Raw genomic sequence first — 24,922 nt, 5'->3', positions numbered from 1 at the left:
CGACGCTCAGCAGGCGGCGGACTCGGCCGCCCGGGCCAGCCGGCGCGAGCGCGACCGGGCCGACGTGAGCGAGTCCAGGGTGAGCGCGACCAGCGCGACCCAGACGATCCCGAAGCCGATCCAGCGCCCGCTGCTCATCGTCTCGCCGAGCAGCAGCACGGCACAGAGCAGCTGCAGCACCGGGGTGATGAACTGCATCAGCCCGATGCTCACCAGCGGCACCCTGCGGGCGGCGGCGGCGAACATGATCAGCGGCACCGCTGTCGCGACACCGGTCGAGACCAGCAGCAGCGCGTGCCAGGGAGCCTGCACGGTGAAGGTCGTCGACCCCTGCCACGTCAGCACGCCGAGGACCACGGCGGCCACGGGAGCGAGGATGGCGGCCTCGGCGGTGAGTCCCTGCAGCGCGCCGAGCGAGGTGCCGATCCGCTTCTTCATCAAGCCGTACATCGCGAAGCTGAAGGCGAGGCAGAAGGAGATCCAGGGCGGCCGGCCGTAGTCGATGCTGAGGTAGACCGCGGCCACCACGCCGATCGCGACGGCCACCCACTGCAGCGGGCGCAGCTTCTCCCCGAGGACCACCACGCCCAGCCCGACGGTGACCAGCGGGTTGAGGAAGTAGCCCAGGGCCGCCTCGGTCACGTGGCCACTCATCACCGCGACGAGGTAGATCGTCCAGTTCGCGGCGATGAACACACTGGCGAGGCCGAGCGCGCCGAGCGCACGAGGAGAGGTGAGCAACGGTCTGGCCCAAGCGAACTCGCGCCTGATGCCGAGCACGACCGTGCAGAGCACGAGGGTCCACAGGATGCGGTGGGTGAGGATCTCGAAGGCCCCACCGGGCTCGAGCGCGCGGAAGTAGAGCGGGAACAGCCCCCACAGCAGGTAGGCCGACAGCCCGTATGCCGTGCCGGTACGCGTGCGTTGCGCGTCCGCCTGGTCGCGGGCGAGCTGGGCGGCCGCGGTGGGGGTGGGGCTCACGGGTCCACTCTCCTCCGACCTCGCAGGCCTTCCAAATCGAAATGGTTTCCGTCTCGGCGTCTGACCGCCGTGATCGTCGATGTGGCGACACGGTAGTTTGGGACCGTTCCAATCTTGGTGGCCGGGCAGAAGACTCGGCGAGAAGGAGATGCAGCTATGTCAGCAGTGCTGGGCCCGCAGAAGTTGGGACCCTTGACTCCACTGGTCGGCGAGTGGGAAGGCGATGTCGGTATCGACCTCTCGTACCACAACAAGGACGACGACACGACCGAGACCGGCTATTTCGAGCGCGCCGTGTTCAGCCCGATCCCCACTCAGGAGAACGGCCAGCAGAGCATGGAGGGTCTGAACTACAAGATGACGGCCTGGCGCCATGGCGAGGAGGCCATGGACCCCTTCCACGACGAGGTCGGCTACCTGCTGTGGGACAAGGCCAACGGCCAAATCATGCGCTCGGTCGTGTTCGGGCGCGGGATCGCCATCCTCGCCGGCAGCGACGCGAGCCTGGGCGACAGGGAACTGCGCTTCGACGCGACGCCGGGTGAGCCCAGCTATGGCATCCTGCAGAACAAGTACCTGCTCGAGCGTGCGGAGCTCAAGGGCTTCGAGAGTGTCTTCAGCTTCGGCGACGACGGCACGTTCTCCTACACCTCCGACCTCATCCTCCGGCTCGCCGCCACCGGTGCGGAGATGCACCACACCGATCGCAACACGCTGCACCGGGTCAAGCGCTTCCACCCGAGCGTCGAGATCGCCTGAGCCTGCGACCGCAGCATCGCTGCGACGGGTGGCGCCGGGTCAGGACCGTGGGGGCCTGACCCGGCGTTCTCGCGGATCAGGCGGAGACGGTCCAGGTGTCCTTGCCGTGCAGCAGCGAGGTCAGGTCGGCGTCGCCGGCGGGGCCGCCGCCCGACGCGATCGCACCGTCGACCTGGGCGCGGACCAGGTCGTCATAGGTCGGACGCGACACATCGCGGAAGATGCCCATCGGGACGTGCCGCTGGCTCGGGTCGTCCAACCGGGAGAGGGCGAACGCGCGGGTCGGGTCCGCCGCCCCCGCATCGTGGACGACGATGTCAGCGGGGTCGGCGTCCGCCTCGGCGACCACGGACAACGAGCCGGTCGCGTCGCGGACCACGACGTGGTCCTCGCCGGCCCGGACCGGCTCACCGTCGACCAGGTGGATGATCCGGGCCTGCGCCTCGTCGCGGTCCTTCAGCAACTGGAACGCGCCGTCGTTGAAGATCGGGCAGTTCTGGTAGATCTCGACCAAGGCCGAGCCGCGGTGCTCCGCGGCTGCCCGCAGCGTGGCGGTCAGGTGCTTGCGGTCGGAGTCCATGGTGCGTGCGACGAAGCTCGCCTCGGCGCCGAGGGCGAGCGAGACCGGGTTGAACGGTGTGTCCACCGAGCCGACCGGGGTGGACTTGGTGACGCTGCCGACCTCGGACGTGGGGGAGTACTGCCCCTTGGTCAGGCCGTAGATCTTGTTGTTGAACAGCAGGATCTTGAGGTTGACGTTGCGGCGCAGCGCGTGGATGAGGTGGTTGCCGCCGATCGAGAGCGCGTCGCCGTCACCGGTGATGACCCAGACCGACAGGTCCGGTCGGGAGGTGGCCAGCCCGGTCGCGATCGCCGGCGCGCGACCGTGGATCGAGTGCATCCCGTAGGTGTTGAGGTAGTAGGGGAAGCGCGATGAGCAGCCGATACCGGAGACGAAGACGATGTTCTCGCGCTTGAGCCCGAGCTCGGGCAGGAATCCCTGCACGGCCGCGAGGATGACGTAGTCGCCGCAACCCGGGCACCAGCGCACCTCCTGGTCGGAGGTGAAGTCCTTCTTCTTCTGCGCCGGCGCGTCCTCGGGCAGGCGAGGCACACCATCGGTGCCGGTACGCGGCATACCCAGGTCCTGGGCGGTCATGCGGGGTCCCCGCGAAGTATCGGAGCGAAGCGGAGAACTTCGTGGGGTGTAATCATCGGGACACCTCCGTGTCGGGGTGGGTGGGGTCGTGGGGCTCGGCAATGGTCTCCCGGATCGCGTCGGCGAGCTCGACCGACTTGAACGGCAACCCGCGCACCGTGTTGTAGCCGCGCACGTCCACGAGGAACTTGGCACGCAACAGCAGCGCGAGCTGGCCGAGGTTCATCTCCGGCACGATGACGCGCCGGTAGGACCGCAGCACCTCGCCGGTGTTGGCGGGCATCGGGTTGAGGTGGCGCAGGTGGGCCCGAGCGACCTTGGCCCCGGTGTTGCGCACCAGTCGGGTGGCCGCCGCGATCGGCCCGTAGGTCGAGCCCCAGCCGAGCACGAGCACCTCGGCGTCGCCATCGGGGTCGTCCACCTCGAGCGGCGGGATCCGGTCGGCGATCCGCGCGATCTTCTCGGCGCGCAACCGCACCATCGTGTCGTGGTTGTCGGGGTCGTAGGAGATGTTGCCGGTCACGTCGGCCTTCTCCAGGCCGCCGATGCGGTGCTCGAGGCCGGCGGTGCCCGGGACGGCCCAGGGGCGCGCCAGCGTCTCCGGGTCGCGCAGGAAGGGGTGGAACACCGGCTCCCCGGCGTCGTTGACCCCGTTGGTCTCGGTGGCGAAGTCGACCTGCAGGTCAGGCAGGTCGGCGACCTCCGGGATCCGCCACGGCTCGGAGCCGTTGGCGAGGTAACCGTCCGACAGCAGCAGCACCGGCGTGCGGTGGGTCGTCGCGATCCGCACCGCCTCCATGGCCGTGTCGAAGCAGTCGCCCGGCGCCCGCGGCGCGACGACCGCCACCGGCGACTCGCCATTGCGGCCGAACATCGCCTGCAGCAGGTCGGACTGCTCGGTCTTGGTGGGCAGCCCGGTGGAGGGGCCGCCGCGCTGCACGTCGATGACCACCAGCGGCAGCTCGAGCGCGACGCCGAGCCCGATCGTCTCGGACTTCAGGGCCAGGCCCGGCCCCGAGGTGGTGGTCACCCCGATCGCGCCGCCGAAGGCCGCGCCCAGCGCGGCGCCGACGCCGGCGATCTCGTCCTCGGCCTGCAGCGTCGTGACGCCGTGCCGCTTCAGGCTCGAGAGCAGGTGCAGGATGTCGGAGGCGGGCGTGATCGGGTAGCTGCCCAGCACGATCGGCAGGCCGGTGCGGTGACTGGCGCTGACCAGGCCGTAGACGAGGGCGGTGTTGCCGGTGATGTTGCGGTAGGTGCCCGGAGCCATCGGCGCCGGCGCCACCTCGTAGGTGACGGCGAAGTCCTCGGTCGTCTCGCCGTAGTTGAAGCCCGCCCGCAGCGCCGCGAGGTTGGCCTCGAGGATCTCCGGTTGGTCGGCGAACTTGCGCTTGAGGAAGTGTTCGGTGCCGTCCGTCGGACGGGTGTAGAGCCACAGCAGCAGCCCCAGCGCGAACATGTTCTTGGCGCGCTCCTTGTCCTTGCGGGACAGGTCGAAGTCGGCGAGCGCGCTCACCGTGATCGAGGTCAGGCCCACCGCGTGGACGTGCCACGAGGCGAGCGTGTCGTCCTCGAGGGGACTCACGTCATACCCGACCTTGGCCACGTTGCGCTTGGTGAACTCGTCGGTGTTGACGATGATCATCGCGCCGCGCGGCAGGTCGGCGAGGTTGGCCTTGAGCGCCGCCGGATTCATCGCGACCAGCACGTCCGGGGCGTCGCCGGGCGTCAGTACGTCGTGGTCGGCGAAGTGCAGCTGGAAGCTCGACACCCCGGGCAGCGTGCCCTGCGGCGCACGGATCTCGGCGGGGAAGTTCGGCAGGGTGGACAGGTCGTTGCCCAACGCGGCGGTCTCCGAGGTGAACCGGTCGCCCGTCAGCTGCATACCGTCACCGGAGTCACCGGCGAACCGGATCACCACGCGGTCCACCCGCCGGACGGGCTTGCTGCTCATCGTTGCTGTCACCAAACTGTCGAGGGCGGGACCGTGCGAGGTGCGGCACGGCACTCCTTCCATGGTAGGCCGGTGGGTCGTTCCTCGCCGAACGGAGTGAGGAAAGGCACTCCTCACCGGCCCGGGGCACGCGGGTGGTGCTTCCCCCCGCACCCCAGCCCGCCTACTAGGCTCGCACTGTGCTGTCGCCCTATCTCGTCGTCGGTGGAGTCGTCCTCGTGGGCGTGCTCCTCTTCGTCGCGGCCATGGGCGCCCGCCGGCTGATCGCCCCGAGCGCGCCCACACCGGCGAAGGAGTCCACCTACGAGTGCGGCGTCGACCCGGTCGGCGAGGGCTGGGCCCAGACCAACGTGCGCTACTTCCTCTACGCGTTCCTCTACGTCATCTTCGCGGTCGACGCGGTCTACCTCTTCCCTTGGGCCACGGTGATCCGCTCGAGCGACCTCGCGCTCGCCTCGTTGGCCGAGGTCGGCATCTTCGTGGGCGTCCTGCTGATCGGGCTCGCGCACGCCTGGCGCCATGGTCTGCTGAGGTGGCTCTGATGACCCCGCGAAGTTCTCCGCTGCCCCGCCACCCGGCCTCCGATACTGCACGGGGCCCCGGCCACCGACACCTCGCGAGGACCTGACGTGACCACCGACCTGCCCATGCCCCGGGTCGGCCTCGCGGCCGAGCACGCACCCAAGGTGGTGCGCGTCGTGCTCAACTGGGGCCGGCGCTACAGCCTGTGGGTGTTCAACTTCGGGCTCGCCTGCTGCGCCATCGAATTCATCTCGGCCTCGATGGCCCGGCACGACTTCATCCGGTTGGGCGTCATCCCGTTTGCGCCCGGCCCGCGCCAGGCCGACCTGATGGTGGTGTCGGGCACGGTCACCGACAAGATGGCGCCGGCCGTGCGGCGCCTCTACGACCAGATGCCGGAGCCGAAGTACGTCATCTCCTTCGGCGCCTGCTCCAACAGCGGCGGGCCCTACTGGGACTCCTACTGCGTGACCAAGGGCGTCGACCAGATCATCCCCGTCGACGTCTACGTCCCCGGTTGCCCGCCGCGTCCGGAGGCGCTGCTGCAGGGCATCCTCAAGCTGCAGGAGAAGATTGCGGCCGAAACCTTGAGCAGCAAGGGAATCCGGACCAAGTATGCCGGTCGCGCCGCTTCCGCGGCGGAGGTCACCCGCCCGTCCCTGGCCCCACCCGGTCGGCAGCCGTGACCGCGGCGGAGCAGGTCCACCAGGACGTCGTGGTCGGTGAGTGGCACGAGACGCTCGCCGGCTTGCGCGACGGTGGCTTCGACTACTTCGACTGGCTCACGGCCGTCGACCAGACCGACGCCGAGGAGGACGCCGGCTTCGACGTGGTGTGCCACCTGATGGCCACCGCGGCCGGCACCGGCCGGCCCCCCGCGACGCTGCGCCGTGTCCTGGTGCGCACGCGTGTGCCTGAGGGCACCAGCCTCGCGAGTCTGACCGACCTGTGGCGGGGAGCGGCCTGGCACGAGCGCGAGACGCACGAGATGTTCGGCATCGAGTTCACCGGTTTCGCCGACGGGCTCGGCGACACCCTGCGGCCGCTGCTGCTGCCGGACGGGTTCGAGGGCACCCCGCTGCGCAAGTCGTTCGTGCTCGCCGCCCGGGCCAGCAAGGCCTGGCCGGGGGAGAAGGAGCCGGGCGGCGGCACCGCCAGGGGCAAGCGGCGCAAGCTGCAGCCGCCCGGCGTGCCCGACGAGTCGTGGGGACCGAGGTGAGCCGATGAGCCTGCTCGAGGTCGTGGTGCGGTCCGTCGTGGTCCTGGCGGCCTTCCTCGTGCTGCCCCTGCTCGTGGGGCAGACCGAGCACAAGGTCATGGCGCACATGCAGGGCCGACTCGGTCCGATGTATGCCGGGGGCTTCCACGGGTGGGCCCAGCTGGTCGCCGACGGGGTCAAGTTCGCGCAGAAGGAGGACGTCACCCCTCGCGAGGCCGACCGCTGGGTCTTCCGGCTGGCTCCCGCGGTGTCGCTGGTCGCCTACCTCGTCGCGCTCTCGGTGCTGCCGCTGACCTCGGGAGTCGTGGGCGCCGATGTCGGGGCCGGCGTGCTCTTCGTCCTGGCCGCCATGGCGGTCGGGATCCTGGGCCCGCTGATGGCCGGGTGGGCCAGCGCCAACAAGTACTCCCTGCTCGGCGGGATGCGGGCGGCCGCACAGCTGCTCAGCTACGAGCTGCCGATGGTGCTGGCCGCCGCCTCGGTCGCGCTCGCCGCGGGCACGCTGTCGCTGTCCGGCATCGTGGAGCAGTGGCACCCGCTCTGGCTCGTCTGGCAGCTGCCGGGTGCCGTCGTCTTCCTCGTCGCCGCCGTCGCCGAGCTGCAGCGGGTGCCCTTCGACATGCCGATGGCCGACTCCGAGATCGTCTTCGGGCCGCTGACCGAATACACCGGCCTGCGCTTCGCGTTCTTCCTGCTCGCCGAGTACGCCGGCATCGTGGTCATGTCGCTGCTGTTCACCGTGCTGTTCCTCGGCGGGTGGCAGGGGCCGTTCGCGGCCGCCCTGGGCTGGCTGTGGACCCTGATCAAGGCTTCGGCGGTCGCGTTCGTCGTCATCTGGTTCCGGGTGGCGTGGCCGCGTCTGCGTGAGGACCAGCTGCAGCGGCTGGCGTGGCTCGTCCTCGTCCCGCTGGGCCTGGCCCAGCTGGCCATCACGGGAGTCTGGGTGGTGTTGACGACATGAGCGACGACGACAGCGTGAGGACACGAGCGGAGCGAGGCCCGGAGCGCCGAGGAGCCGCGACCGACAACATGAGCGACAGAACGATGGATGCCGAGCAGCCGGAGCGGGAGCCGGAGCGTGGCGAGCGCGGGGGACTGGTCCCGGGCATCTTCAAGGGCCTCGCGACGACAGCCCGGGCCATGGTCACGCCGAGCCACACGGCGGAGTACCCCGACGTGCTGCCCGACCTGCCGCCCCGTTCCCGAGGCACAATCGCCCTGCTGGAGGAGAACTGCACCAGCTGCATGCTGTGCGCCCGGGAGTGCCCCGACTGGTGCATCTACATCGACTCGCACAAGGAGACTCTCCCGGCCACCACCGAGGGGGGGCGGGAGCGCCAGCGCAACGTGCTCGACCGGTTCGGCATCGACTTCTCGCTGTGCATGTACTGCGGCATCTGCATCGAGGTGTGTCCCTTCGACGCGTTGTTCTGGTCGCCGGAGTTCGAGTACGCCGAGACCGACATCCGCGACATGCTGCACGAGAAGGACCGGCTCGGAGAGTGGATGGCCACGGTGCCGCCGCCACCCGCGCTCGATCCCGGGGCTGCCGACGCCGCCGAGGTGACTGCCCTGTCCAAGCCCGTCCGCCCTGGACGGGCCACGCCTCCCGCGGGGCGCCCGTGATCACCCGCCAAAACCACTCCACGAGGTTGACCGCTCTCGAGCTCGCTCCCACACCTTGCGGGGATCCCGGCCTCGCAAGGTACTTCCCGGGGGCCCCGACGTGACGACGCTCGATGTGCTGTTCACCGCCGTCGGCGTGATCGCAGCTGCCAGTGCTGTCCTGTCAGTGACCACACGGCACGTGGTCCACGCGGCACTGTGGCTCGTGGTCACGCTCGGTACGCTCGCCGGCTGCTACCTCGTGCTCGGCGCGGAGCTGATCGCCCTGGTGCAGGTGCTCATCTATGTCGGCGCCGTGGTCGTCCTCGTCCTGTTCGCGCTCATGCTGACGAGGGCACCGGTCGGGCCGAGCGCCGAGCACGACACCGGCCCGGTGCAGCGAGTCGCGGCCGCGGTCGTCGCCGCCGGGACGACCGCGCTGCTGGCCGGTGTGCTGCTCGCGGCGCTGGGTGGCCGGACGGTGCAGATCCACGGTGGCAGCACGACCGAGCTCGCGACCCAGCTGTTCGGGCGCTGGGTCTGGCCGTTCGAGCTGCTCTCGGTGCTGCTGCTCGTCTCGCTCGTGGCGGCTCTCGCGATCTCGCGACTGCGTGCCGACCCCGACAGCGAGGTGCGGTCATGATGCACCTCGGCCTGCCGATCGTGCTGGTCGCCGTCCTTGCCGGCGCCGGGGTCTACGGCGTCGTCGCCCGGCGCAACGCCGTGCTCGTCCTCATCGGCGTCGAGCTGATCCTGAGCGCCGCCAACCTGCTCCTGGTGACGATGGGCTCGGTGCTGCCGGACCCGATGCGCGCGGGGCAGGTGCTCGCCCTGTTCGTCATCACCATCGCCGCCGCGGAGGTCGGGGTCGCGCTCGCGGTCGTCCTCGCGATGTTCCGGATGCGCGGCCACATCGACCTGACCCAGCCCGCCAGCGACGAGGCCCATCCCCTGGACGCCCCGCCGCCCCCGCGAGGGCAGGCAGGGGATGGGCCGCACAGCCCCCACGATCCGCAGCACCCGGGGGACCTGGACGAGACGCACGCGCCGGTCAGGGACGCGGTGACCCGGGAGTCTCGGTCGTGACCGGGCTCGCAGCGACGGTGGTCGGCCCCTGGACCCTGCCCACCGGGTGGCCGGCCGACATCCCGGCGACCCAGCTGGTCGTGGCCCTGCCGCTGCTCGCGGCCCTGCTCGGAGTCATCGTGGTCCGCCGCTCCAACCAGTTGGCGGCGTGGGCAGCCATCGGCCTCGGGTCGCTCACCCTGGCGGCCTCGGGCTGGCAGCTGGTGCAGGTGCTGCGCGGCTTCGCCGAGCCGGTCGGCGCCCACCCGGGCACGGTGGGGGCGCTGCCCCTCGGTGACGTCCACGTCCCGCTGCGGCTGCTGGCCGACGACCTGTCCGCCCTGGCCGCGGTCGTGGTGGCGCTGGTGGCGCTGGTCGTCCAGGTCTTCACCCGTTGGTACCTGCACCGTGACCCGCACTACCGCGCCTTCTCGGCCAGCGTGTCGCTGTTCACCGCAGCGATGCTGCTCGTGGTGCAGTCCGGCGACCTGGTCCTGACCCTGGTCGGCTGGGAGGTGATGGGGTGGTGCTCCTACCTGCTCATCGGGCACGAGTCCACCCGGGCCAGCGCCAATCGTGCGGCGTTCAAGGCCTTCATGGTGACCCGGATCGCCGACCTGGCGTGGATCATCGGTCTGATCATCCTGATCGTCGGGGCAGGCACCAGCTCGATCCCCGAGGTCATCACCCACTGGACCAGCAGCGACGCCGACGGCGCGACGCTGACCGCCGCGCTGCTCTGCCTGGTCTCGGGCATCGCCGGCAAGTCCGCCCAGTTCCCCTTCCACGACTGGCTGCCCGACGCGATGGAGGGGCCCACACCGGCCTCCGCGCTGATCCACGCCGCCACCATGGTCGCCGCAGGCACCATCGTGGTCTCGCGGCTCTTTCCGCTCTTCGCGGAGTCGGACGTCGCACGCCTGGTGCTCGGCCTGGTCGCGGCGGTGAGCACCGTGGGTGCGGCCCTGCTCGCCTTCGCCCAGCCCGATCTCAAGCGGTTGCTGGCCTGGTCCACCATCAGCCAGGTCGGCATCATGCTGGGCGTCCTCGCCGTCGTCCCCGCGGACGGCAACCCGGGCGTCGGGGTGCTGCACTTCGCCTCGCACGCGATGTTCAAGGCGTTGCTCTTCCTGGCCCTCGGCTGGCTCAGCGTCCTTGTCGGTGGCACTGCGGTCACGCAGATGAAGGGGGGGCTGCGGCACTACCCGGCCATCTCGCGCTCGCTCGGCATCGGCTTCCTCGCGCTGGCAGGGGTCCCGCCCTTCGTGGGCTTCGTGTCCAAGGAGATGGTGCTGTCCACGGCCGAGCACGCAGCCCTCGGTTCGGCCGCCGGGCTCACCGGCTGGCTGGTGCTGGTCGGGGTCGGAGCGAGCGTTCCGTTGACGGCCGCCTACTGCATGCGAGCCTGGCTGATCCTGATGCACCGCACCCGGGAGGAGCGACAGGTCCATCGCCAGGTGGTCCGTGAGTCTCGGCGGGTGCACGAGGTCCACATCCTCGACATGTTCGCCGAGCAGGTGGTGACCGAGGAGGAGCACGGCCACGACTCGGGCATCGGGGTGATCAGCGACTCGGCACTCACGGGCATCCGAGTGCTCGCGCTGTTGTCCGTCGTGGGCGGCGCCCTGATCTTCACCCCGCTGCTGTCGGTCGACATCGACGGCGTCAACGGCTACTTCGTCGCGGGCTCGCTCGTCCTGATGGCCGTCGCAGCCCTGGTGGTGCGCGTCATGTCGCTGCGCACCGTCCGCAGCGACGCCGCGGAGCGACTGGGTCGCGCCGTGATCCGGGGGAGCGCGCAGGGAGTGGGTTTCGACGCGGCATACCAGCTGCTCGTGGCACGCCCCGTGACATGGCTCGCCCACGCAGTCGTGTGGCTGGACCGGGACGTCATCGACGCCTACGTGAGAGGCTCTGCGGCGACGACCCGGCTGGCCGGGCGGCTGCTGGAGCGCACGCACACCCGCCGCCCCTCGCCCAACCTGGTGTGGGTGCTGCTCGGCATGGTCGGTGTCGCGGTCGCGGGGGTGCGCCTGTGGTGACCGCCTCGGCCTACCTCGTCGGCGCGCTCGTCGTGCCCTTCGTCGCCGGCACCGCCCTGCTGCTGGGCGACCGGGTCGCCGTGCCCGCCCGGCCACTGACCGCGCACCTGGTAGCTCTCCTCTCCAGCCTCGCCACGGGTGTCCTGGTGCTCCTGACCGTGCTCGAGCGCCCGGTCGTCGACCATGAGTGGGTGCCCGCGATCGGGCTGCGGCTGCACTTCGCGGTCGACGGCATCAGCGCGCCCCTGCTCCTGCTGACCGCAGCGCTCGGCATCGCCGTGGTCGCACACGCTCGCACCAGGCTGCCGTCCGGGGGCACACCAGGCACCTTCTACGGTTGCCTGCTGCTGGTCGAGCTCGGCGCGCTCGGCACCTTCCTCACCCGTGACGCGGTGTTGTTCTTCGTCGCCTTCGAGATCGTCCTGATCCCGATGTGGGTGCTGATCAACAGGTTCGGCGACGAGCACCAGGACCGCGCGGACGCCGCCGGACGGTTCCTCTTCTACACGGTGCTCGGGTCGACGCTGATGCTCATCGGGATCCTCGCGATGGTCTACTCGACGGGCACCGCCGACCTCGGCGCGATCGCGGCGGGGCACGGCGCCGGCATGAGTGGCACCACCCAGGTCGTGGTCGCGACGGTCCTCATGGTCGGCCTCGGCATCAAGGTGCCGCTGTGGCCGCTGCACACGTGGCTGCCCCCGGCCCACACGGTCGCGCCCACCGCGGGATCAGTGCTGCTCGCGGCGATCCTGCTCAAGATGGGCACCTACGGCATCGTCCGGCTCGTCGTCGCGCCGCTGCCGCACGGTTTCGGCGTGATCGCGCCCTACGTCGGTGCCGCCGCCGTGGTGGGGATCCTCTGGGGAGGCCTCGCCTGCTTGGTCGAGCGCGACCTGAAACGGCTCGTCGCCTACTCGTCCGTCGCGCACATGGGCTTCGTGATGCTGGGGCTCGCGAGCGGCACCCGGGCCGGCCTGCAGGCGGCCCTGTTCGCCAACGTGGCCCACGGCGTCATCTCGGCACTGCTGTTCTTCGTCGTCGGCGGTCTCAAGGAGCGGTGGGGCGACGCCGACCTCGCCACGGCCAGGGCTGCGCTGCGCGAGGTCTCGCCGCGGCTCGGGTTCGCGCTCGTCGTGGGATTCGCCGCCGCGCTCGGCCTGCCCGGCCTGGTCGGCTTCTGGGGGGAGTTCTGGTCGATGTATGCCGCGTGGTCGCCCGCGCCCGACCGTCCTGCCGGTGTCTTCCACGGCTTCGCCGTCGTGGCCGTCATCGGCACCGCGCTGGCCGCCGGCTACGCGCTGCGGGTGCTGCGCATCGTCTGGGCGGGGGACCGTCGGGAGCCGCACATCGTGGACGCCCGTGGCGCCGAGGGCGTCGTGGTCGGGCTGCTGGTCGCGGCCACCATCGTGCTGGGTGTCGTGCCCGGACCGCTGCTGGACACCACCCTGCCAGCGGTCAGCCAGATCGTGACGAGGGTGGCGCCGTGAGTCCCGTCGCCGCCGCACCCGGCGTGGTGCCCGCGGCATCGGCCGTGTCGAGCATCGACGCGGCGGTCCTGCTGCCCGTCCTCGCCCCGGCGCTCGGCGCGGTGCTCCTGCTGCTGGTGGACCTGGCCGCGCCCCGGCTGCGGCGGGTCCACTACGGCCTCGCGCTGGCGATCATCGCGCTCGGCGGCCTGGGCACGGTGCCCGGCCTGTCCGCCGCACCGGGCGACGCCCGCACCACCTTGTGCCTCCCCGGCTCTCCCAGCCAGTGCCTCTACTCCGCGGATGCGGTGACCTCCGGCCTGCAGCTGGCCGCTCTCGCCGCCGCGTTCGTGGTGGTGCTGCTGTCCTGGCCCGAGCAGCGCACCGCTCCGCAGGGCCGCACCGCAGTGGCCTGCACCCTGCTGCTGGCCGCGACGGCAGGCGCCACCGCCATCGCCGGGGCGCGCGACCTCGGCTCCTGGCTGGTTGCGCTCGAGCTGGCCACGCTGCCGGTCGTGGCGCTCGTCGCCCTGCGCGGTCTGGCCCGGGCGGTCGACGGTGCGGTCTCGCTGCTGATCACCTCGCTCGTGTCGTTCGCCTTCCTCGCCCTGGCCGCAGCGCTGTGGTTCACCGCCACCGGCAGCGCCTTCCTCGACACCGACGCCGCCCTCGCGGCAGCAGGAACGCCCGCGACCCACGCGATCCTCGTGCTGGCGGTCGTGCTCTTCGTCGCGGGCGTGGGGTTCAAGCTGTCCCTCGTGCCCTTCCACGCCTGGACCCCCGAGGCGTATGTCGGTGCGCCGGTGCCGATCGCGGCGTTCCTGGCGGCCACCTCCAAGGTTGCCGCACTCGCGGCGCTGCTCGTGGTCGTCCGGGCGGTCACCGTGCTGGGCGCTCCGGCGCTGACCGCCATCGCCATCGTCGCGGCCCTGTCGATGACACTCGGCAACGTCATGGCGCTGCGTCAGGACGACGTGGTCCGGCTGCTCGCCTGGTCGACGGTCGCCCAGGCCGGTTGGGTGGTCATGCCGCTCGCCGTGGTGTCGCCGCTGGCGGTGACCGCGTCATCGGGCTACCTGCTGGCCTATGTCCTCGCGACGGTGCTCGCCTTCGCCGTGGTGGCCGCGCTCGCGCACGTGTGGGGACTGGCGCGCGCACGTCAGCTCACGGCATACCGCGGCCTGCTGCGCGGGCACCCGCTGCTGGGCGTCTCGCTGGGGCTGGCGCTGCTCTCCCTGGCCGGGCTGCCGCCCGGGGTGCTGGGACTGGTGGCCAAGATCGTGGCGCTGCGGCCGGTCATGCACGGGCAGCTGTGGGCGCTCGCCGTGGTCGCCGCGGTCAACGCGGTCATCGGGGTCGCGGTCTACCTGCGGTGGCTGCGGGCCGCGCTGGAGAGGCCGCAGGCGATCCCGGTGTCCGAGGCGGGCGGAGCCTCCGACGCCGCGGGCGACGGCAGCCGCGAGGGTGAGACGGAGACCACCAGGGTGCACTGGCGCAGCTGGCACCCCGCCCAGCTGGTCGCCGTCGCGGTCGGCTTCATCGCGCTGGTCGCCACCTCGCTCGCCCCACAGCTGGTCCTCGGCCTGCTCGGGCCCTGACCACCTCCTCGTTGCCCCGAGAAGGGGCGGCTTCCTGCGCCCTCCCGACGCAACCGGAGAGGGACCGGACCCGGCGCCGTCGAGTGCCGGAACACCGGGCGTGCCGCGGGCGTTCAACCGGCATGCACCGCCACTTCAACGGTCTCAAGACGGCCGCGCTCTTCGGAGCCATCTGGGCGATCCTGCTCGGGCTCGGCGCGGTCATCGGGAGCGGCCGGTTCATCTGGCTGTTCGCCCTGTTCGGCGTCGGGATGACCGTCTACGGCTACTGGAACAGCGACAAGATCGCGATCAAGGCGATGCACGCCTACCCGGTCAGCGAGGCCCAGGCGCCCGAGATGTACCGCATCGTGCGGGAGCTGTCGACCAAGGCCGGCGAACCGATGCCGCGGCTGTTCGTCTCCCCGACCGAGGCCCCCAACGCCTTCGCCACCGGCCGCAACCCGAGCCACTCCGCGGTCTGCTGCACCGAGGGCATCCTGTCCCTGCTCAACGAGCGCGAGCTGCGCGGGGTGCTCGGGCACGAGCTGATGCACGTCTACAACCGCGACATCCTCACCTCGTCGGTCGCGGCCGCCGTCGCCGGTGTGATCACCAGCGTGGCCCAGATGCTGATGTGGTTCGGCATGTTCGGCGGCTTCGGCGGAGGCGGTGGCGACGACAACCGGCCCAACCCGCTCGCCATGCTGGCGATGGCCCTGCTCGCCCCGGTCGCCGCGACCGTGATCCAGATGGCGATCAGCCGCACCCGGGAGTACGACGCCGACGAGGACGGTGCCAAGCTCACCGGCGACCCGCTGGCTCTCGCCTCGGCCCTGCGCAAGCTCGAGTCCGGCACGGCACGGGCGCCGCTCGCCCCACAGCCCGCCGTGGTCAACGCGAGCCACATGATGATCGCCAACCCGTTCCGTGCCAAGGACGTCTCCCGCCTCTTCTCCACCCACCCACCGATGGACGAGCGGATCGCTCGCCTGGAGGCGATGGCCAGCGGCCACCAGCCGTACTGAGCGGCGACGACGGCGGCGAGGACACGAGCGAGGCCCGGAGCGCCGGGGCAACATGGCAGGGTTGGACCCATGGCGAACCTGACGCGGGTGGAGGCGGCGGCGCGGGCAGCGCTGCTGGACGTGACGGCATACCGGATCGAGCTCGACCTCGACCGCGGTGACCGCACCTTCGAGTCGACCGCCACCATCACCTTCACGTGCCGCGAGCCGGGCGCCTCGACGTTCCTCGACCTGCGCGCCGAGTCGGTGCACGAGGTCACCCTGAACGGCAAGCCGCTCGGGGCGGAGGCGCTGGACGGCGACCGGCTGACCCTGCCCGACCTCGCGCCGGACAACGAGGTCGTCGTGTCGGCGACGATGCGCTACAGCCGCGACGGCCAGGGCCTGCACCGCGCGGTCGACCCGGCAGACGGGCTGCACTACGTCTACGGCCACCTCTTCCTCGATGCAGCTCCGCGCGTCTTCGGATGCTTCGACCAGCCCGACCTGAAGGCGCCGTTCGACGTGCAGGTCACCGCCCCCGACGGCTGGACCGTGGTCGGCAACGGCGCGGCCCGGCGCGAGGCCGACGGCCCTTGGCGCCTCGCGACGACGCGTCCCCTTGCGACCTACTTCGTGACGGTCTGCGCGGGCCCCTACGCCACGGTCGCGGACGAGCACGACGGCATCCCGCTCGCCATCCACGCGCGTGCATCGCTCCGGGAGCCGCTCGCGCTCCAGGCTGGGCAGATGCTCGAGGTGACCAAGGCCTGCTTCGACTACTACCACTCGTTGTTCGGCCTGCGCTACCCGTTCGGGGAGTACCACCAGGTGTTCGTGCCGGAGTTCAACGCCGGCGCGATGGAGAACCCCGGCTGTGTGACCTTCCGCGACCAGATGATCTTCCGGGGCGCCACCACCCGTCAGCAGGTGCTGCGTCGGTCCAACACGATCGCCCACGAGATGGCGCACATGTGGTTCGGCGACCTGGTCACGATGAGGTGGTGGGACGACCTGTGGCTCAACGAGTCCTTCGCGGAGTACATGGCGCACCGCACCCTGGTCGCGGCCACCGAGTTCGACGAGGCCTGGGTCGACGCCGCCATGTCGCGCAAGACCTGGGGTTACGCGGCGGAGCGTATGCCGTCCACGCACCCGGTCGCGGGAGCTGCGGCCCCGAACGTGGAGACCGCGTTGCAGAACTTCGACGGGATCTCCTACGCCAAGGGCTCGTCCGTGCTGAGGCAGTTGATCGCGTACATCGGTGACGGGGCGTTCATCGCCGGGCTCACGGCATACCTGCAGGCGCACCGGTTCGGCAACGCCGACCTGGCCGACTTCCTGGAGGCGATGGAAGAGGCCTCCGGCCAGGACCTGGACGGATGGGCGGAGGGCTGGTTGCGCGCGGCGGGGCTGGACGCGCTGTCGTTGCGCACCGAGGTCGAGCAGGGGCGGATCAGCGAGGCGGAGCTGGTGCGGACGCCGCCTCCGGCACACCACGCGGATCGGCCGCACACCATCGACGTGGCCGGGTTCGCCGACGGCGGCGAGGTCTTCCGGCTGCACACCACGATCACGGCCGACCGCACGCCGTTGCCGCAGATCGTGGGCCGCCCGGTCGCGGCCGTGGTGGTGCCCAACGCGTCCGACCTGACCTGGGCCAACGTCAAGCTGGACGCCTCGTCCGTGGGCGCCCTACCCGCCGAGCTGGCCCGGATCGACGACGCCGCGACCAGGGCGGTGGTCTGGACGGCGCTGCTCGACGGGGTCTCACTCGCCGAGGTCGACCCGAGGGCGATGCTGAGCGTCTTCGAGGCGGCGTGGGCGCTGGAGACCAACGACTCCATCCTCGGGAGCGTCGCCGAGCTGGTGGGCGACCGCGTCATCCCGGCGTTCCTGCACGAGAGCGAGCACGAGGCGGCCCGAGCCGTGCTCGCCAGGGTGGCACAGGGCGTGGTCACCGGGAGCCGGCCCGGTTCGTCGCGGGCGCTGACCGCGGCCCGGGTCGTGGCGGCGCACACCGGCGACGAGGGCCTGCTCGAACGGTGGGCGGTGGGCGAAGCGCTGCCGGCGGGTCTCGAGGGTGATTCCGACTTCCGCTGGATCGCCGTGGGCAACCTGGCTCGGCGGGGTCTGTGGGATGACGGGGCCATCGATCGGGCCCTCGCCCTCGACCAGACCATCCAGGGACGGCTCAACGCGTTGCAGGCACGCGCATCGCGGCCGGACGCCGACGCGAAGGCGTGGGCGTGGCAGGAGCTGACCGCGGCCGGTGAACGCTCCAACCACGAGATGAACGCGCTCGCCCTCGGGTTCTGGCAGACGCGCGAGCTCGACATGGTGCGGCCCTACGTGTCGCGCTACTTCCGCGACGTGCCCGCTCTCGGCCACCGGGTCGGCGAGGATGCGCTGGCCCGGGTGGCGAGTCTGTCCTACCCCCACGCCGTCGTCGAGCGGTCGGTGACGGCGGCCACCGCCCACGCACTCGACCGCGACGACCTCAGCGGCGCCGTGCGTCGCGCGATGGTCGACCAACAGGCTCTGCTGCTGGAGGCCGTGCGGTCGAGGGAGCTGTTCCCTCCGGCGGAGCAGGCGTCTGCTTGATCCTGGCCGCCGTGCGTCGGTGGCAGGCTTTCGTCGCGCCGGTCAGCGGTGCAGGGCACGCAGCAGGAGGACGACTCCGCGCACGACGTCAGCGTTGGCCGCGACGGCCACCACCACGAGTCCCCAGAGCGGGGTCCCGGCGACGGCAGCCACGGCGAAGATGAGCAACCGGAACTCTCGCCGGAAGAGCAGGCGCACGTCGGTGTCCCGGCCGACGGCATGCACGTACGACACGAGCAGGCAGCCGCAGGCGGCGGCGAAACCCCAGGCCCAGGTGGTCGGCGTCGCTCCCGCTCCGACGACCAGTCCGAGCACGACGGCCAGGTCGGCATACCGGTCCAGCAAGGTGTCGAGTGTGGCGCCGCGGCGGGAGGCCCGGCCGCTGACCCGGGCGATCTCGCCGTCGACCCCGTCCAGCGCCGAACCGAGGACCACCCCCAGCCCGCCCGCGAGCATCGACCACCGGTTGCCCCATCCGAGCAGCCCGGCCGCGAGCAGCGTGACCGTGAAGGCGAGCACCGTGGCGACGTCGGGGTGCATGCCGGTGCGCAGCAGCTGGCGCGTCAGCGGCCCGGAGATGCGACGGTTGACCAGCCGGGCGACGATGCCATCGGTCGGCTTCGGCCCGTAGCGCCGCCACATGGCTCGTTCGAGTCCGCGCACGTCGTCGGCCGAGTCGAGGCTGGCCCAGAGCCCGGTGACCTCCGAGCTGGTCAGACCCGCACCCTCGTCCACAAGCCGACGGCGCCAGTGGGCCCAGCTCGCGTCCGGGGCCGTGGGGGCCACTGCCAGCAGGTCCTCGCGGTAGGCGACGGTCAGGCCGGCGTCCACCACCCGAATGTTGTCCGCCGCGTCACCGTCCGCCGCGGGCCTCGTGCCAAGGGCGCGGACCGATCCGTCGGGCGCCAGATCCGCTCGGAGGGGGAGGCGGCCCGCCATACCTCCGACCTGCCGTCCCGGGTCACGGTCGACCGCAAGCACGTTGCGTCCCGGAGCGGCGAGCAGCCTGCGCACGTCCGAGGACTCGAAGACGTGGTCGCCCATGATCACGAGGCAGCGGTCGCTGTCGACTCGAGCCAGCCCGACCGCCACGGCCGCCGCGGTGCCGTGCTGGCGGTCCGGGTCGACGACCAGCTCGACGTCGAGCGGCTCGGTGCGCAGCGCTGCCTGGAGGCGCTCGCTGCGCTGCCCTGCCACCACGACGACCCGCCGGACTCCTGCCCGCTGCAGCGAGGCGAGCGCGCGGTGCAACAGGGTCACACCTCCCACGCGGCGCAGCACGGTCGGCTGGCCCACCGGGAGGTTGGTGGAGGTCGTGGCGACGAGCACGGCATCGACCGGCGCCGACCCGTGGCGCTCCGACGCCTCTTCGCTGTCCATGGTCAAGGTTCAGGCCGCCACCCTCGCGCGGGCAAGGCCGAAGCACGCAACGAGCGACGCTGCCGCGAGCGCCGTCATGACCACTCCCATTCCGGTGGCTTGCCCCATGCCGCCGATGCCCATCAGGACCGGGGCCAGGGCGCCGACGAGGAACTGGACGGTGCCGAGCATCGCCGAGGCGGTGCCCGCGTGGGCACCGTGGTCGGCCAACGCCAGCGCCGTGGCGTTGGGCATGATCAGGCCGATCGTGGCGACGGAGACGAACAGTGCGACCAGCAACCCCCACAGCGGACCGCTCGCGACAACCAGCAGCACGCCCACCGTCCCGCACACCTGCAGGACGATGCCGAGGCGCAGCAGGCGGGACGGGTCGACGCGTCCGACGAGGACTCCGGTGAGCTGCGAACAGACCACGAGGCCAACCGCGTTGGCGCCGAACACCAGGCTGAACTGCTGCGGGGTGAGGTCGCGCAGCTGCTGCAGCACGAACGGCGACGCGGAGATGTAGGCGAACATCGCGCCGAAGCTCAGCCCGATGGTCAGCAGGTGGCCGACGAACGTCCGGTCGCGGGCGAGGGAGGCGAATGTGCGCAGCGTCCGCGCGATGCTGCCCGCGTGCCTCCGCTCCGGCGGCAACGACTCGGGCAGCCACGCGACCACCGCTGCCAGCAGAAGCGCGCCGAGGACGGCAAGGATCACGAACACCCAGCGCCAGGAGCCGAACCGCAGCACCTGCCCACCGACCACCGGCGCCAGGATGGGCGCCAGTCCGTTGATCATCATCACCATGGCGAAGAGGCGCGCCAACGCCGGTCCCTCGCGCAGGTCTCGGATCACCGCCCTGGCGATGACGATCCCGGCGGCGCCGGCGAGCCCCTGCAACAGGCGCATCGCGATGAGCAGGGAGATCGAGGGTGCCACGGCGCAGAGCACCGACGCGACGGCATACACGACAAGGCTGGCGAGCAGCGGCCTGCGGCGCCCGAGCGTGTCACTGAGCGGGCCAGCCAGGGCCTGCCCCAGGGCGAGACCGACCAGGCAGGCCGTAAGGGTGATCTGGACGAGGGTGTCGGTGGTCGACAGATCCCCGGCGATCCGCGGCAGAGCCGGGAGGTACATGTCGATCGACAGCGGACCGAATGCGCTCAGCCCTCCGAGGACGACGAGCACCGCCAGCTTGCGTGACCGCGTCGGTGACGACTGCGTGGCGGCCCGGACGCCTCCACCCATGCTCGGCCCACCCCGCTTTCTGTCAGTCAGAGCGCTGTCACCCGCCTCTTCGTCCCTGCGAACCGGGTTGAGGCACAGAGAGCGCGGTGCGCGGGCTAGCGGTAGTTCACGAACTGCAGGGCCACGTCGAGGTCGGCGCCCTTGAGCATCTGCTGGACCGCCTGCAGGTCGTCGCGCGACTTGCCCGACACCCGCAGCTCGTCTCCCTGGATCGTGGCCTTGACCTTCTTGCCGAACTCGTCCCGGATCAGCTTGGACACCTTCTTGGCGTCCTCCTGGCTGATGCCCTCCTTGAGGGTCGCCTCGAGTCGATACTCCTTGCCGCTGGGCTTCGGGTCCCCGTCGTTGCTCAGATCCAGGGTCTTCAGCGAGACACCGCGCTTGACCAGCTTGGTCTGGAACACGTCGAGGACGGCGCGCACACGCTCCTCGCTGTTCGCCTTCATGACGATCGTGTCGCCGCTCCAGGCGATGTCGGCGCCGATGTTCTTGAAGTCGTAGCGCTGCCCCACCTCCTTGCTGGCCTGGTTGAGCGCGTTGCTGACCTCCTGGCGGTCCACCTTGCTGACGATGTCGAAGGATGAGTCGGCCATGGAACTCCTCGGGTCGGTGCCTTTCGCGATCTTCCCGCGGGCGCCGATTGGACGCGCCCCGCGGGCCTGTTGCTATCCTGCCACCTGCACCACGGCAGGTTGCCCGAGCGGCCAATGGGAGCGGACTGTAAATCCGTCGCGAAAGCTTCGAAGGTTCGAATCCTTCACCTGCCACCACGTGCGTGAACGGGCCCCTGACCTGCGGAAACGCGGGTCGGGGGCCCGCCCCCTTTGATCCGGCCGTCACCGGCCAAAACCGGCGTTCTACGGGTGTTCGCGGGCAATACGCGGGCAAATGCGGGCAACCAGCTGAGGCGGGCGAAGGGCTACTGCCGCAGGATGGACTCGATGCGCGACATGGCAAGGTCCTCCTGGCCGGCGACGCAGGACGCGTAGACACGTAGCAGGACGTTCACGCTGTGCCCTGCCCACTCGGCCACCTGGGTGGCGGGGACTCCGGCGTTCAGCCACAGCGATACGGCGGCGTGGCGCAGGTCGTACGGCCGTCGGGCAAGCGGGGAGGCCGCCTCCGTCTCCGTGAGCGCCTCCCGACGGGCCGCGGACCACGTCCGGTAGACAATCCCCATCGAGATCGGCTTGGAGTATGGCGCGACCAAGGGGACACCGGCACGACCGGTGCGCGTCACGAACAACCGGCCACCGGTGCCCGGCGGAAAGGCGTCCACGTGCCGGCGGAGGATGGCAACCAGCTCGGGGGTGGCAGGCACCGGCCGGACTTGGCGCATCGCTCGGTGCTTGAGTGCGCGATCCTCGTTGCCCTCTCCGGAGTCGGTCCAGCCCCGTCCCGCTTCTTGGGTGGACCCCGCGAGGAGGAGGGTGCCCCACCCGGACTCGGGCAGGACACAGTCCTGAACCCGCAGGTGGCGCACCTCTGAGGGGCGCATGGCGGCGAAGTAGATGCACGCGAAGAACGCTTCCAGGGCCGGGCGTGCCCTGGCCACCTCGCCGAGCAGTCTGCGCGCTTGGTCCGGGTTGACGACAACGCGCCGATCGACGATGTCCGTGTGCGGTGGGGGAGACCACCTCAGCTTGTCCAGGGGATTCGCTTGCAGCTGGCCGAGCTCGACCGCGTAGGCCAAGGCGCTGTAGAAGGCAGATCGCTTCCGTCTGACGGTCGCGGAGGAGGCTGGTTTGCCTTCGAGCGTCGTCGAGATGGCGTCCAAGCCTCGGCGCACGACCTCGGGTTGCGCCAAGCGCGCGAGCGGCTCCGAGCGGCGTTCCATCCATCGCAGGCTTGATGCCCACTGTTGGGGCGGGACGCCCGCCTCTGAGAGTGCCGTTGCACCCCGGGCGGTCTTGTTGAACGACCAGCCCATCAAGGCAAGCCTCAGGCCACCGGGCGGAGCGCTGTCGGGGTCGATCACCAGGGCACAGGTCACGGTGGTGAGGGCCTCGGCGATCCCCTTGCGGTGGCGGGCCGAGACGTGGTCCCACTTGAGGTCAACGAAGGCGCAGGCATGCTCGTACCAGGTCGTTCTCACGCCGATGTCCGTCAGGACGGTGGGCAGGCCGATCTGTGGGTCGAACGCAGACCCTTCTCGGGCGGCGACGACAATGCTGGTACGGAAGGAATCGGCGAGCTTGCGCGTGGCGAAGGTGCGTTGGTGGGAACGGCCGGCCACGAGCCGTCGCACGACGTACCCATTCCGGCTGCGACCCTTTCGAGCCCGGATGTCCCAGATGCGCACGTTGAACGCGGTGGGGTCGGAGCGCGTCACGTCAGGTCACCCGGCGTGAGCCGGCGGTGGGACATGGGCGTCATGCCATCTCTTCCAGGCACTTCAGCCAGCGGTCGAGCTCGTCCCGGCGGATGCGGACCTCACCATTCGGCAGTTTGAGGCCATGGGGTCCTTTGTGTGCGGCGCGCCAGTCGTAGAAGGTGGATCTAGCCACGCCGAGCTCGGCGCAGACCTCGGCGACGGTGAGGAGGTCGCGGGCGGTGGTCCTGCCGTTGACCGGGAGTTTGTGAATGGTCATCTCGGCTCCTTCGGCGCCGTTGGGTCTGGTTCGACTACCGGCGCGGCGGTCCACCATTGGACGTCAACGCCAGCATGAGTCGGCGGTGCGTTTCCAGCACCGGGTTGGGGCGGTTCTGTGGACGAGGAGCTCGGGACGGACTGGCGCGTTCTGCCACGTGTTGTCGCCGGGAATCTTGCCCGCGCTCTGCGCACTCTCCCGCTGCCGCATCGGATCACGGGTTGTCTACTCCGGTTCGGGGGCACCATCGCTCTGCACTCTGATGGACCCTCGCCCGATCCAGTTCGGCAAGGACTGGTCGTCCTGCTCGATCATCAATCTTGGGAAGGCTGAGCGCGGGTCGTCCGGGTTATTGCCGCCTTGCGCGGTTGGTTACGCCGGCTCTGCCGACGAGGGCACCAAGCACCATCACCGGAACCGCCCCGTAGAGGGCCCCCGTCCCGGTACGAGATCCGGACGACCTATACGGCGACGATGGTCCCTCACGCAGGCTCGCTGACCCGTTTCGCCCTGCTCGTTCCCGTAGGTGGTTCGGCTTATGGCGCATGGATCGCTGATGCGTCAACCGTGTGCCGTGGCGGGATTCCTTTGCGGAGTGACCTGCGACAGCGGGGGCCGTGGTGCTCTCCCGTCTGGCGCCGTCCTCCCTGCACAGCCACCCAGCGGGCGTCATGGAGTCGGCCGCTTCAGTCCGCGTGGGCCCCTCTGGACGTGGGAGGGTCAGTGAATGGCGGAGCTGTTGGTGGCACAGGTGCTGTGGCTGTTGGGGCAAGATGAACAGTTGCTGCGGCCACGGGTGGGGACCCTCCGCGTGGCGATCACCGCAGGAGCACTCCTCGACGTCCTTGACAGTGGCGCGGCGGGTTGGGCTGGCACCGACGACGAGCCGCAGGTGCGGGCCACCGGTGTCAGCCCCTCGGACCCGCTCACCAGGGCATGGGCTGCCCGGCTCACTCAGGCCGCACCGTCACAGCCGATCCCCGTCATCCACGCGATCAACACCCTCGGATCAGGGATGTGGGAGGCGGTAGGGACGGATCTCGTACACCGCGGCCTGGCGATCGCCGTCCGTCGGCCGGTGCGGCGCTGGTTGACGCCGCGGCACCGTCCGGATCGCGGCGCCACCCACCGGGCTCGCGCTCACCTGCGCAACGTGATCCACGGGGCCGAGCCGGCCACGGCGCAGGACCATGGCGTGCTCGCTGTAGCGTGGTGCGCCGACGTGGCGGAACACGTCCTGAGCCGGAGCGCGTTCATCGACCCGGCTGTCGTGGAGCCGACCCGCGTCCTCCTCGAGGACAGCGCGCTGGTGCGCCGACTCAACGAAGCCGTTTCCTATCTGGTGAGTATGGCCCCGGGGCTGGGAATCACGCCCTCCTGGCCGGGCATCGGGCCCTGAAACCCGCCACAGGCCTTGGATTGCGCGCCGGGCGATGCCACGCTAAGCGACCTAGACCTGAGGGGCGCGTATCGGCTCCCTACTCATGTCCGGTTACGGATTCCGTCGTACCGCTAGGTACCTCGTGGCGACTCCCCAGACTGGGAACGTGGCCGGGAGCACGACGAGCGGCACCAATTCGTCGGGCAGGTGCAGCAGCAGCCGGCAAATGACTTCCGCGACGGCGAAAGTGACCGCTGCCGGGATTACCGCCACCAAAACGGGCCTCACGACTGGAGTATGGCAGCGCCGAGACAGCCATGCCCACCACGACGCTGCCAGGGACGCCGGCGTGGGCCACCTGGTCGCGATCGTTCACC

22 protein-coding genes and 1 tRNA gene are annotated in these 24,922 nt (G+C 70.7%); 15 read left to right on the top strand and 8 right to left on the bottom strand.

Annotation, left to right across the window (positions count from 1 at the left end; all coding sequences use genetic code 11):
• Positions 1–6 precede the first annotated feature (6 nt).
• Complete coding sequence (gene rarD / locus FCN22_RS06065; RefSeq protein WP_137120643.1) at positions 7–981, bottom strand: EamA family transporter RarD; 975 nt, start codon at positions 979–981, stop codon at positions 7–9.
• 156 nt (positions 982–1,137) lie between these two features.
• On the opposite strand from rarD, the gene FCN22_RS06060 reads away from it, so the two are divergent.
• Complete coding sequence (locus tag FCN22_RS06060) at positions 1,138–1,740, top strand: heme-binding beta-barrel domain-containing protein (RefSeq protein ID WP_137120642.1); 603 nt, start codon at positions 1,138–1,140, stop codon at positions 1,738–1,740.
• 76 nt (positions 1,741–1,816) lie between these two features.
• Here the strand turns inward: FCN22_RS06060 and FCN22_RS06055 are convergent, their stop codons facing one another.
• Entirely contained in the window at positions 1,817–2,899 is a 1,083-nt protein-coding gene (locus FCN22_RS06055) for a 2-oxoacid:ferredoxin oxidoreductase subunit beta (RefSeq protein ID WP_137120641.1), read from the bottom strand.
• Between the two features lie 52 nt (positions 2,900–2,951).
• Positions 2,952–4,853, bottom strand: a complete 1,902-nt coding sequence (locus FCN22_RS06050) for a 2-oxoacid:acceptor oxidoreductase subunit alpha (RefSeq protein WP_137120640.1) — start codon at positions 4,851–4,853, stop codon at positions 2,952–2,954.
• A gap of 179 nt (positions 4,854–5,032) precedes the next feature.
• On the opposite strand from FCN22_RS06050, the gene FCN22_RS06045 reads away from it, so the two are divergent.
• From FCN22_RS06045 to pepN, 12 genes are all read left to right on the top strand, one after another.
• A complete protein-coding gene (locus FCN22_RS06045; RefSeq protein ID WP_444965514.1) occupies positions 5,033–5,395 on the top strand; it encodes an NADH-quinone oxidoreductase subunit A in 363 nt (120 codons plus the stop codon).
• A 105-nt stretch (positions 5,396–5,500) separates the two neighbouring features.
• On the top strand, positions 5,501–6,061 hold the full coding sequence (locus FCN22_RS06040; RefSeq protein ID WP_137120736.1) for an NADH-quinone oxidoreductase subunit NuoB: 561 nt from the start codon (positions 5,501–5,503) through the stop codon (positions 6,059–6,061).
• Positions 6,058–6,594 carry an NADH-quinone oxidoreductase subunit C gene (locus tag FCN22_RS06035; protein WP_137120639.1) on the top strand — a complete coding sequence of 179 codons (537 nt, stop codon included), beginning with the start codon at positions 6,058–6,060 and terminating at the stop codon, positions 6,592–6,594. The genes FCN22_RS06040 and FCN22_RS06035 overlap by 4 nt, the downstream gene beginning before the upstream one ends.
• Positions 6,595–6,598: 4 nt before the next feature.
• Positions 6,599–7,555, top strand: coding sequence for an NADH-quinone oxidoreductase subunit NuoH (gene nuoH / locus FCN22_RS06030; protein ID WP_137120638.1), 957 nt, complete (start codon positions 6,599–6,601; stop codon positions 7,553–7,555).
• A 179-nt stretch (positions 7,556–7,734) separates the two neighbouring features.
• Positions 7,735–8,220: a 4Fe-4S binding protein gene (locus FCN22_RS06025; protein ID WP_373681284.1), complete on the top strand. Its 486-nt coding sequence runs from the start codon at positions 7,735–7,737 to the stop codon at positions 8,218–8,220.
• A 100-nt stretch (positions 8,221–8,320) separates the two neighbouring features.
• Positions 8,321–8,842 (top strand): NADH-quinone oxidoreductase subunit J family protein, encoded by a 522-nt coding sequence (locus FCN22_RS06020; protein ID WP_137120637.1) that lies wholly within the window; start codon positions 8,321–8,323, stop codon positions 8,840–8,842.
• Entirely contained in the window at positions 8,839–9,285 is a 447-nt protein-coding gene (nuoK, locus tag FCN22_RS06015; protein ID WP_137120636.1) for an NADH-quinone oxidoreductase subunit NuoK, read from the top strand. The genes FCN22_RS06020 and nuoK overlap by 4 nt, the downstream gene beginning before the upstream one ends.
• Positions 9,282–11,306: an NADH-quinone oxidoreductase subunit 5 family protein gene (locus FCN22_RS06010; protein ID WP_137120635.1), complete on the top strand. Its 2,025-nt coding sequence runs from the start codon at positions 9,282–9,284 to the stop codon at positions 11,304–11,306. The genes nuoK and FCN22_RS06010 overlap by 4 nt, the downstream gene beginning before the upstream one ends.
• Positions 11,300–12,796 carry a complex I subunit 4 family protein gene (locus FCN22_RS06005; protein ID WP_203230412.1) on the top strand — a complete coding sequence of 499 codons (1,497 nt, stop codon included), beginning with the start codon at positions 11,300–11,302 and terminating at the stop codon, positions 12,794–12,796. The genes FCN22_RS06010 and FCN22_RS06005 overlap by 7 nt, the downstream gene beginning before the upstream one ends.
• On the top strand, positions 12,793–14,373 hold the full coding sequence (locus tag FCN22_RS06000; RefSeq protein WP_238384546.1) for a proton-conducting transporter transmembrane domain-containing protein: 1,581 nt from the start codon (positions 12,793–12,795) through the stop codon (positions 14,371–14,373). The genes FCN22_RS06005 and FCN22_RS06000 overlap by 4 nt, the downstream gene beginning before the upstream one ends.
• A gap of 122 nt (positions 14,374–14,495) precedes the next feature.
• On the top strand, positions 14,496–15,380 hold the full coding sequence (gene htpX, locus FCN22_RS05995) for a zinc metalloprotease HtpX (protein ID WP_137120633.1): 885 nt from the start codon (positions 14,496–14,498) through the stop codon (positions 15,378–15,380).
• A gap of 69 nt (positions 15,381–15,449) precedes the next feature.
• Positions 15,450–17,963, top strand: a complete 2,514-nt coding sequence (pepN, locus tag FCN22_RS05990; protein ID WP_137120632.1) for an aminopeptidase N — start codon at positions 15,450–15,452, stop codon at positions 17,961–17,963.
• Positions 17,964–18,005: 42 nt separating this feature from the next.
• On the opposite strand, the gene FCN22_RS05985 is transcribed toward pepN, so the two are convergent.
• The 3 genes from FCN22_RS05985 to FCN22_RS05975 form a co-directional block, all read right to left on the bottom strand.
• Positions 18,006–19,343 (bottom strand): NTP transferase domain-containing protein, encoded by a 1,338-nt coding sequence (locus tag FCN22_RS05985; protein ID WP_137120631.1) that lies wholly within the window; start codon positions 19,341–19,343, stop codon positions 18,006–18,008.
• A gap of 9 nt (positions 19,344–19,352) precedes the next feature.
• Positions 19,353–20,573 carry a Bcr/CflA family multidrug efflux MFS transporter gene (locus FCN22_RS05980; RefSeq protein WP_137120630.1) on the bottom strand — a complete coding sequence of 407 codons (1,221 nt, stop codon included), beginning with the start codon at positions 20,571–20,573 and terminating at the stop codon, positions 19,353–19,355.
• A gap of 95 nt (positions 20,574–20,668) precedes the next feature.
• Positions 20,669–21,166 (bottom strand): YajQ family cyclic di-GMP-binding protein, encoded by a 498-nt coding sequence (locus tag FCN22_RS05975; RefSeq protein ID WP_137120629.1) that lies wholly within the window; start codon positions 21,164–21,166, stop codon positions 20,669–20,671.
• Positions 21,167–21,259: 93 nt separating this feature from the next.
• Between FCN22_RS05975 and FCN22_RS05970 the strand changes: the two genes are divergently transcribed.
• Positions 21,260–21,343: transfer RNA gene (locus FCN22_RS05970), tRNA-Tyr, on the top strand.
• A 149-nt stretch (positions 21,344–21,492) separates the two neighbouring features.
• Here the strand turns inward: FCN22_RS05970 and FCN22_RS05965 are convergent.
• Positions 21,493–22,905 (bottom strand): tyrosine-type recombinase/integrase, encoded by a 1,413-nt coding sequence (locus FCN22_RS05965; RefSeq protein WP_137120628.1) that lies wholly within the window; start codon positions 22,903–22,905, stop codon positions 21,493–21,495.
• Between the two features lie 40 nt (positions 22,906–22,945).
• Positions 22,946–23,164, bottom strand: a complete 219-nt coding sequence (locus FCN22_RS05960; RefSeq protein WP_137120627.1) for a helix-turn-helix transcriptional regulator — start codon at positions 23,162–23,164, stop codon at positions 22,946–22,948.
• 727 nt (positions 23,165–23,891) lie between these two features.
• Here FCN22_RS05960 and FCN22_RS05955 point away from each other — a divergent pair.
• Entirely contained in the window at positions 23,892–24,563 is a 672-nt protein-coding gene (locus FCN22_RS05955) for a GPP34 family phosphoprotein (RefSeq protein ID WP_137120626.1), read from the top strand.
• Positions 24,564–24,922 lie beyond the last annotated feature (359 nt).

The organism is Segeticoccus rhizosphaerae (assembly GCF_005222685.1).
In the GTDB taxonomy this organism is placed as follows: Bacteria; Actinomycetota; Actinomycetes; order Actinomycetales; family Dermatophilaceae; genus Segeticoccus; species Segeticoccus rhizosphaerae.
The sequence above is the reverse complement of the archived record's forward strand: the minus strand, read 5'-3'. Positions and strand labels throughout refer to the sequence as shown.

Bases quoted from the DNA above. Each gene is read 5' to 3' on its own strand.
- pepN (WP_137120632.1), top strand. From the start codon at position 15,450: ATGGCGAACCTGACGCGGGTGGAGGCGGCGGCGCGGGCAGCGCTGCTG.
- FCN22_RS06050 (WP_137120640.1), bottom strand. From the start codon at position 4,853: ATGAGCAGCAAGCCCGTCCGGCGGGTGGACCGCGTGGTGATCCGGTTC.
- FCN22_RS06060 (WP_137120642.1), top strand. From the start codon at position 1,138: ATGTCAGCAGTGCTGGGCCCGCAGAAGTTGGGACCCTTGACTCCACTG.
- FCN22_RS06025 (WP_373681284.1), top strand. From the start codon at position 7,735: ATGGTCACGCCGAGCCACACGGCGGAGTACCCCGACGTGCTGCCCGAC.
- FCN22_RS05960 (WP_137120627.1), bottom strand. From the start codon at position 23,164: ATGACCATTCACAAACTCCCGGTCAACGGCAGGACCACCGCCCGCGAC.
- FCN22_RS05980 (WP_137120630.1), bottom strand. From the start codon at position 20,573: ATGGGTGGAGGCGTCCGGGCCGCCACGCAGTCGTCACCGACGCGGTCA.
- FCN22_RS05955 (WP_137120626.1), top strand. From the start codon at position 23,892: ATGGCGGAGCTGTTGGTGGCACAGGTGCTGTGGCTGTTGGGGCAAGAT.
- nuoH (WP_137120638.1), top strand. From the start codon at position 6,599: ATGAGCCTGCTCGAGGTCGTGGTGCGGTCCGTCGTGGTCCTGGCGGCC.
- FCN22_RS06040 (WP_137120736.1), top strand. From the start codon at position 5,501: ATGCCCCGGGTCGGCCTCGCGGCCGAGCACGCACCCAAGGTGGTGCGC.
- FCN22_RS06055 (WP_137120641.1), bottom strand. From the start codon at position 2,899: ATGACCGCCCAGGACCTGGGTATGCCGCGTACCGGCACCGATGGTGTG.
- FCN22_RS05985 (WP_137120631.1), bottom strand. From the start codon at position 19,343: ATGGACAGCGAAGAGGCGTCGGAGCGCCACGGGTCGGCGCCGGTCGAT.
- htpX (WP_137120633.1), top strand. From the start codon at position 14,496: ATGCACCGCCACTTCAACGGTCTCAAGACGGCCGCGCTCTTCGGAGCC.
- nuoK (WP_137120636.1), top strand. From the start codon at position 8,839: ATGATGCACCTCGGCCTGCCGATCGTGCTGGTCGCCGTCCTTGCCGGC.
- FCN22_RS05975 (WP_137120629.1), bottom strand. From the start codon at position 21,166: ATGGCCGACTCATCCTTCGACATCGTCAGCAAGGTGGACCGCCAGGAG.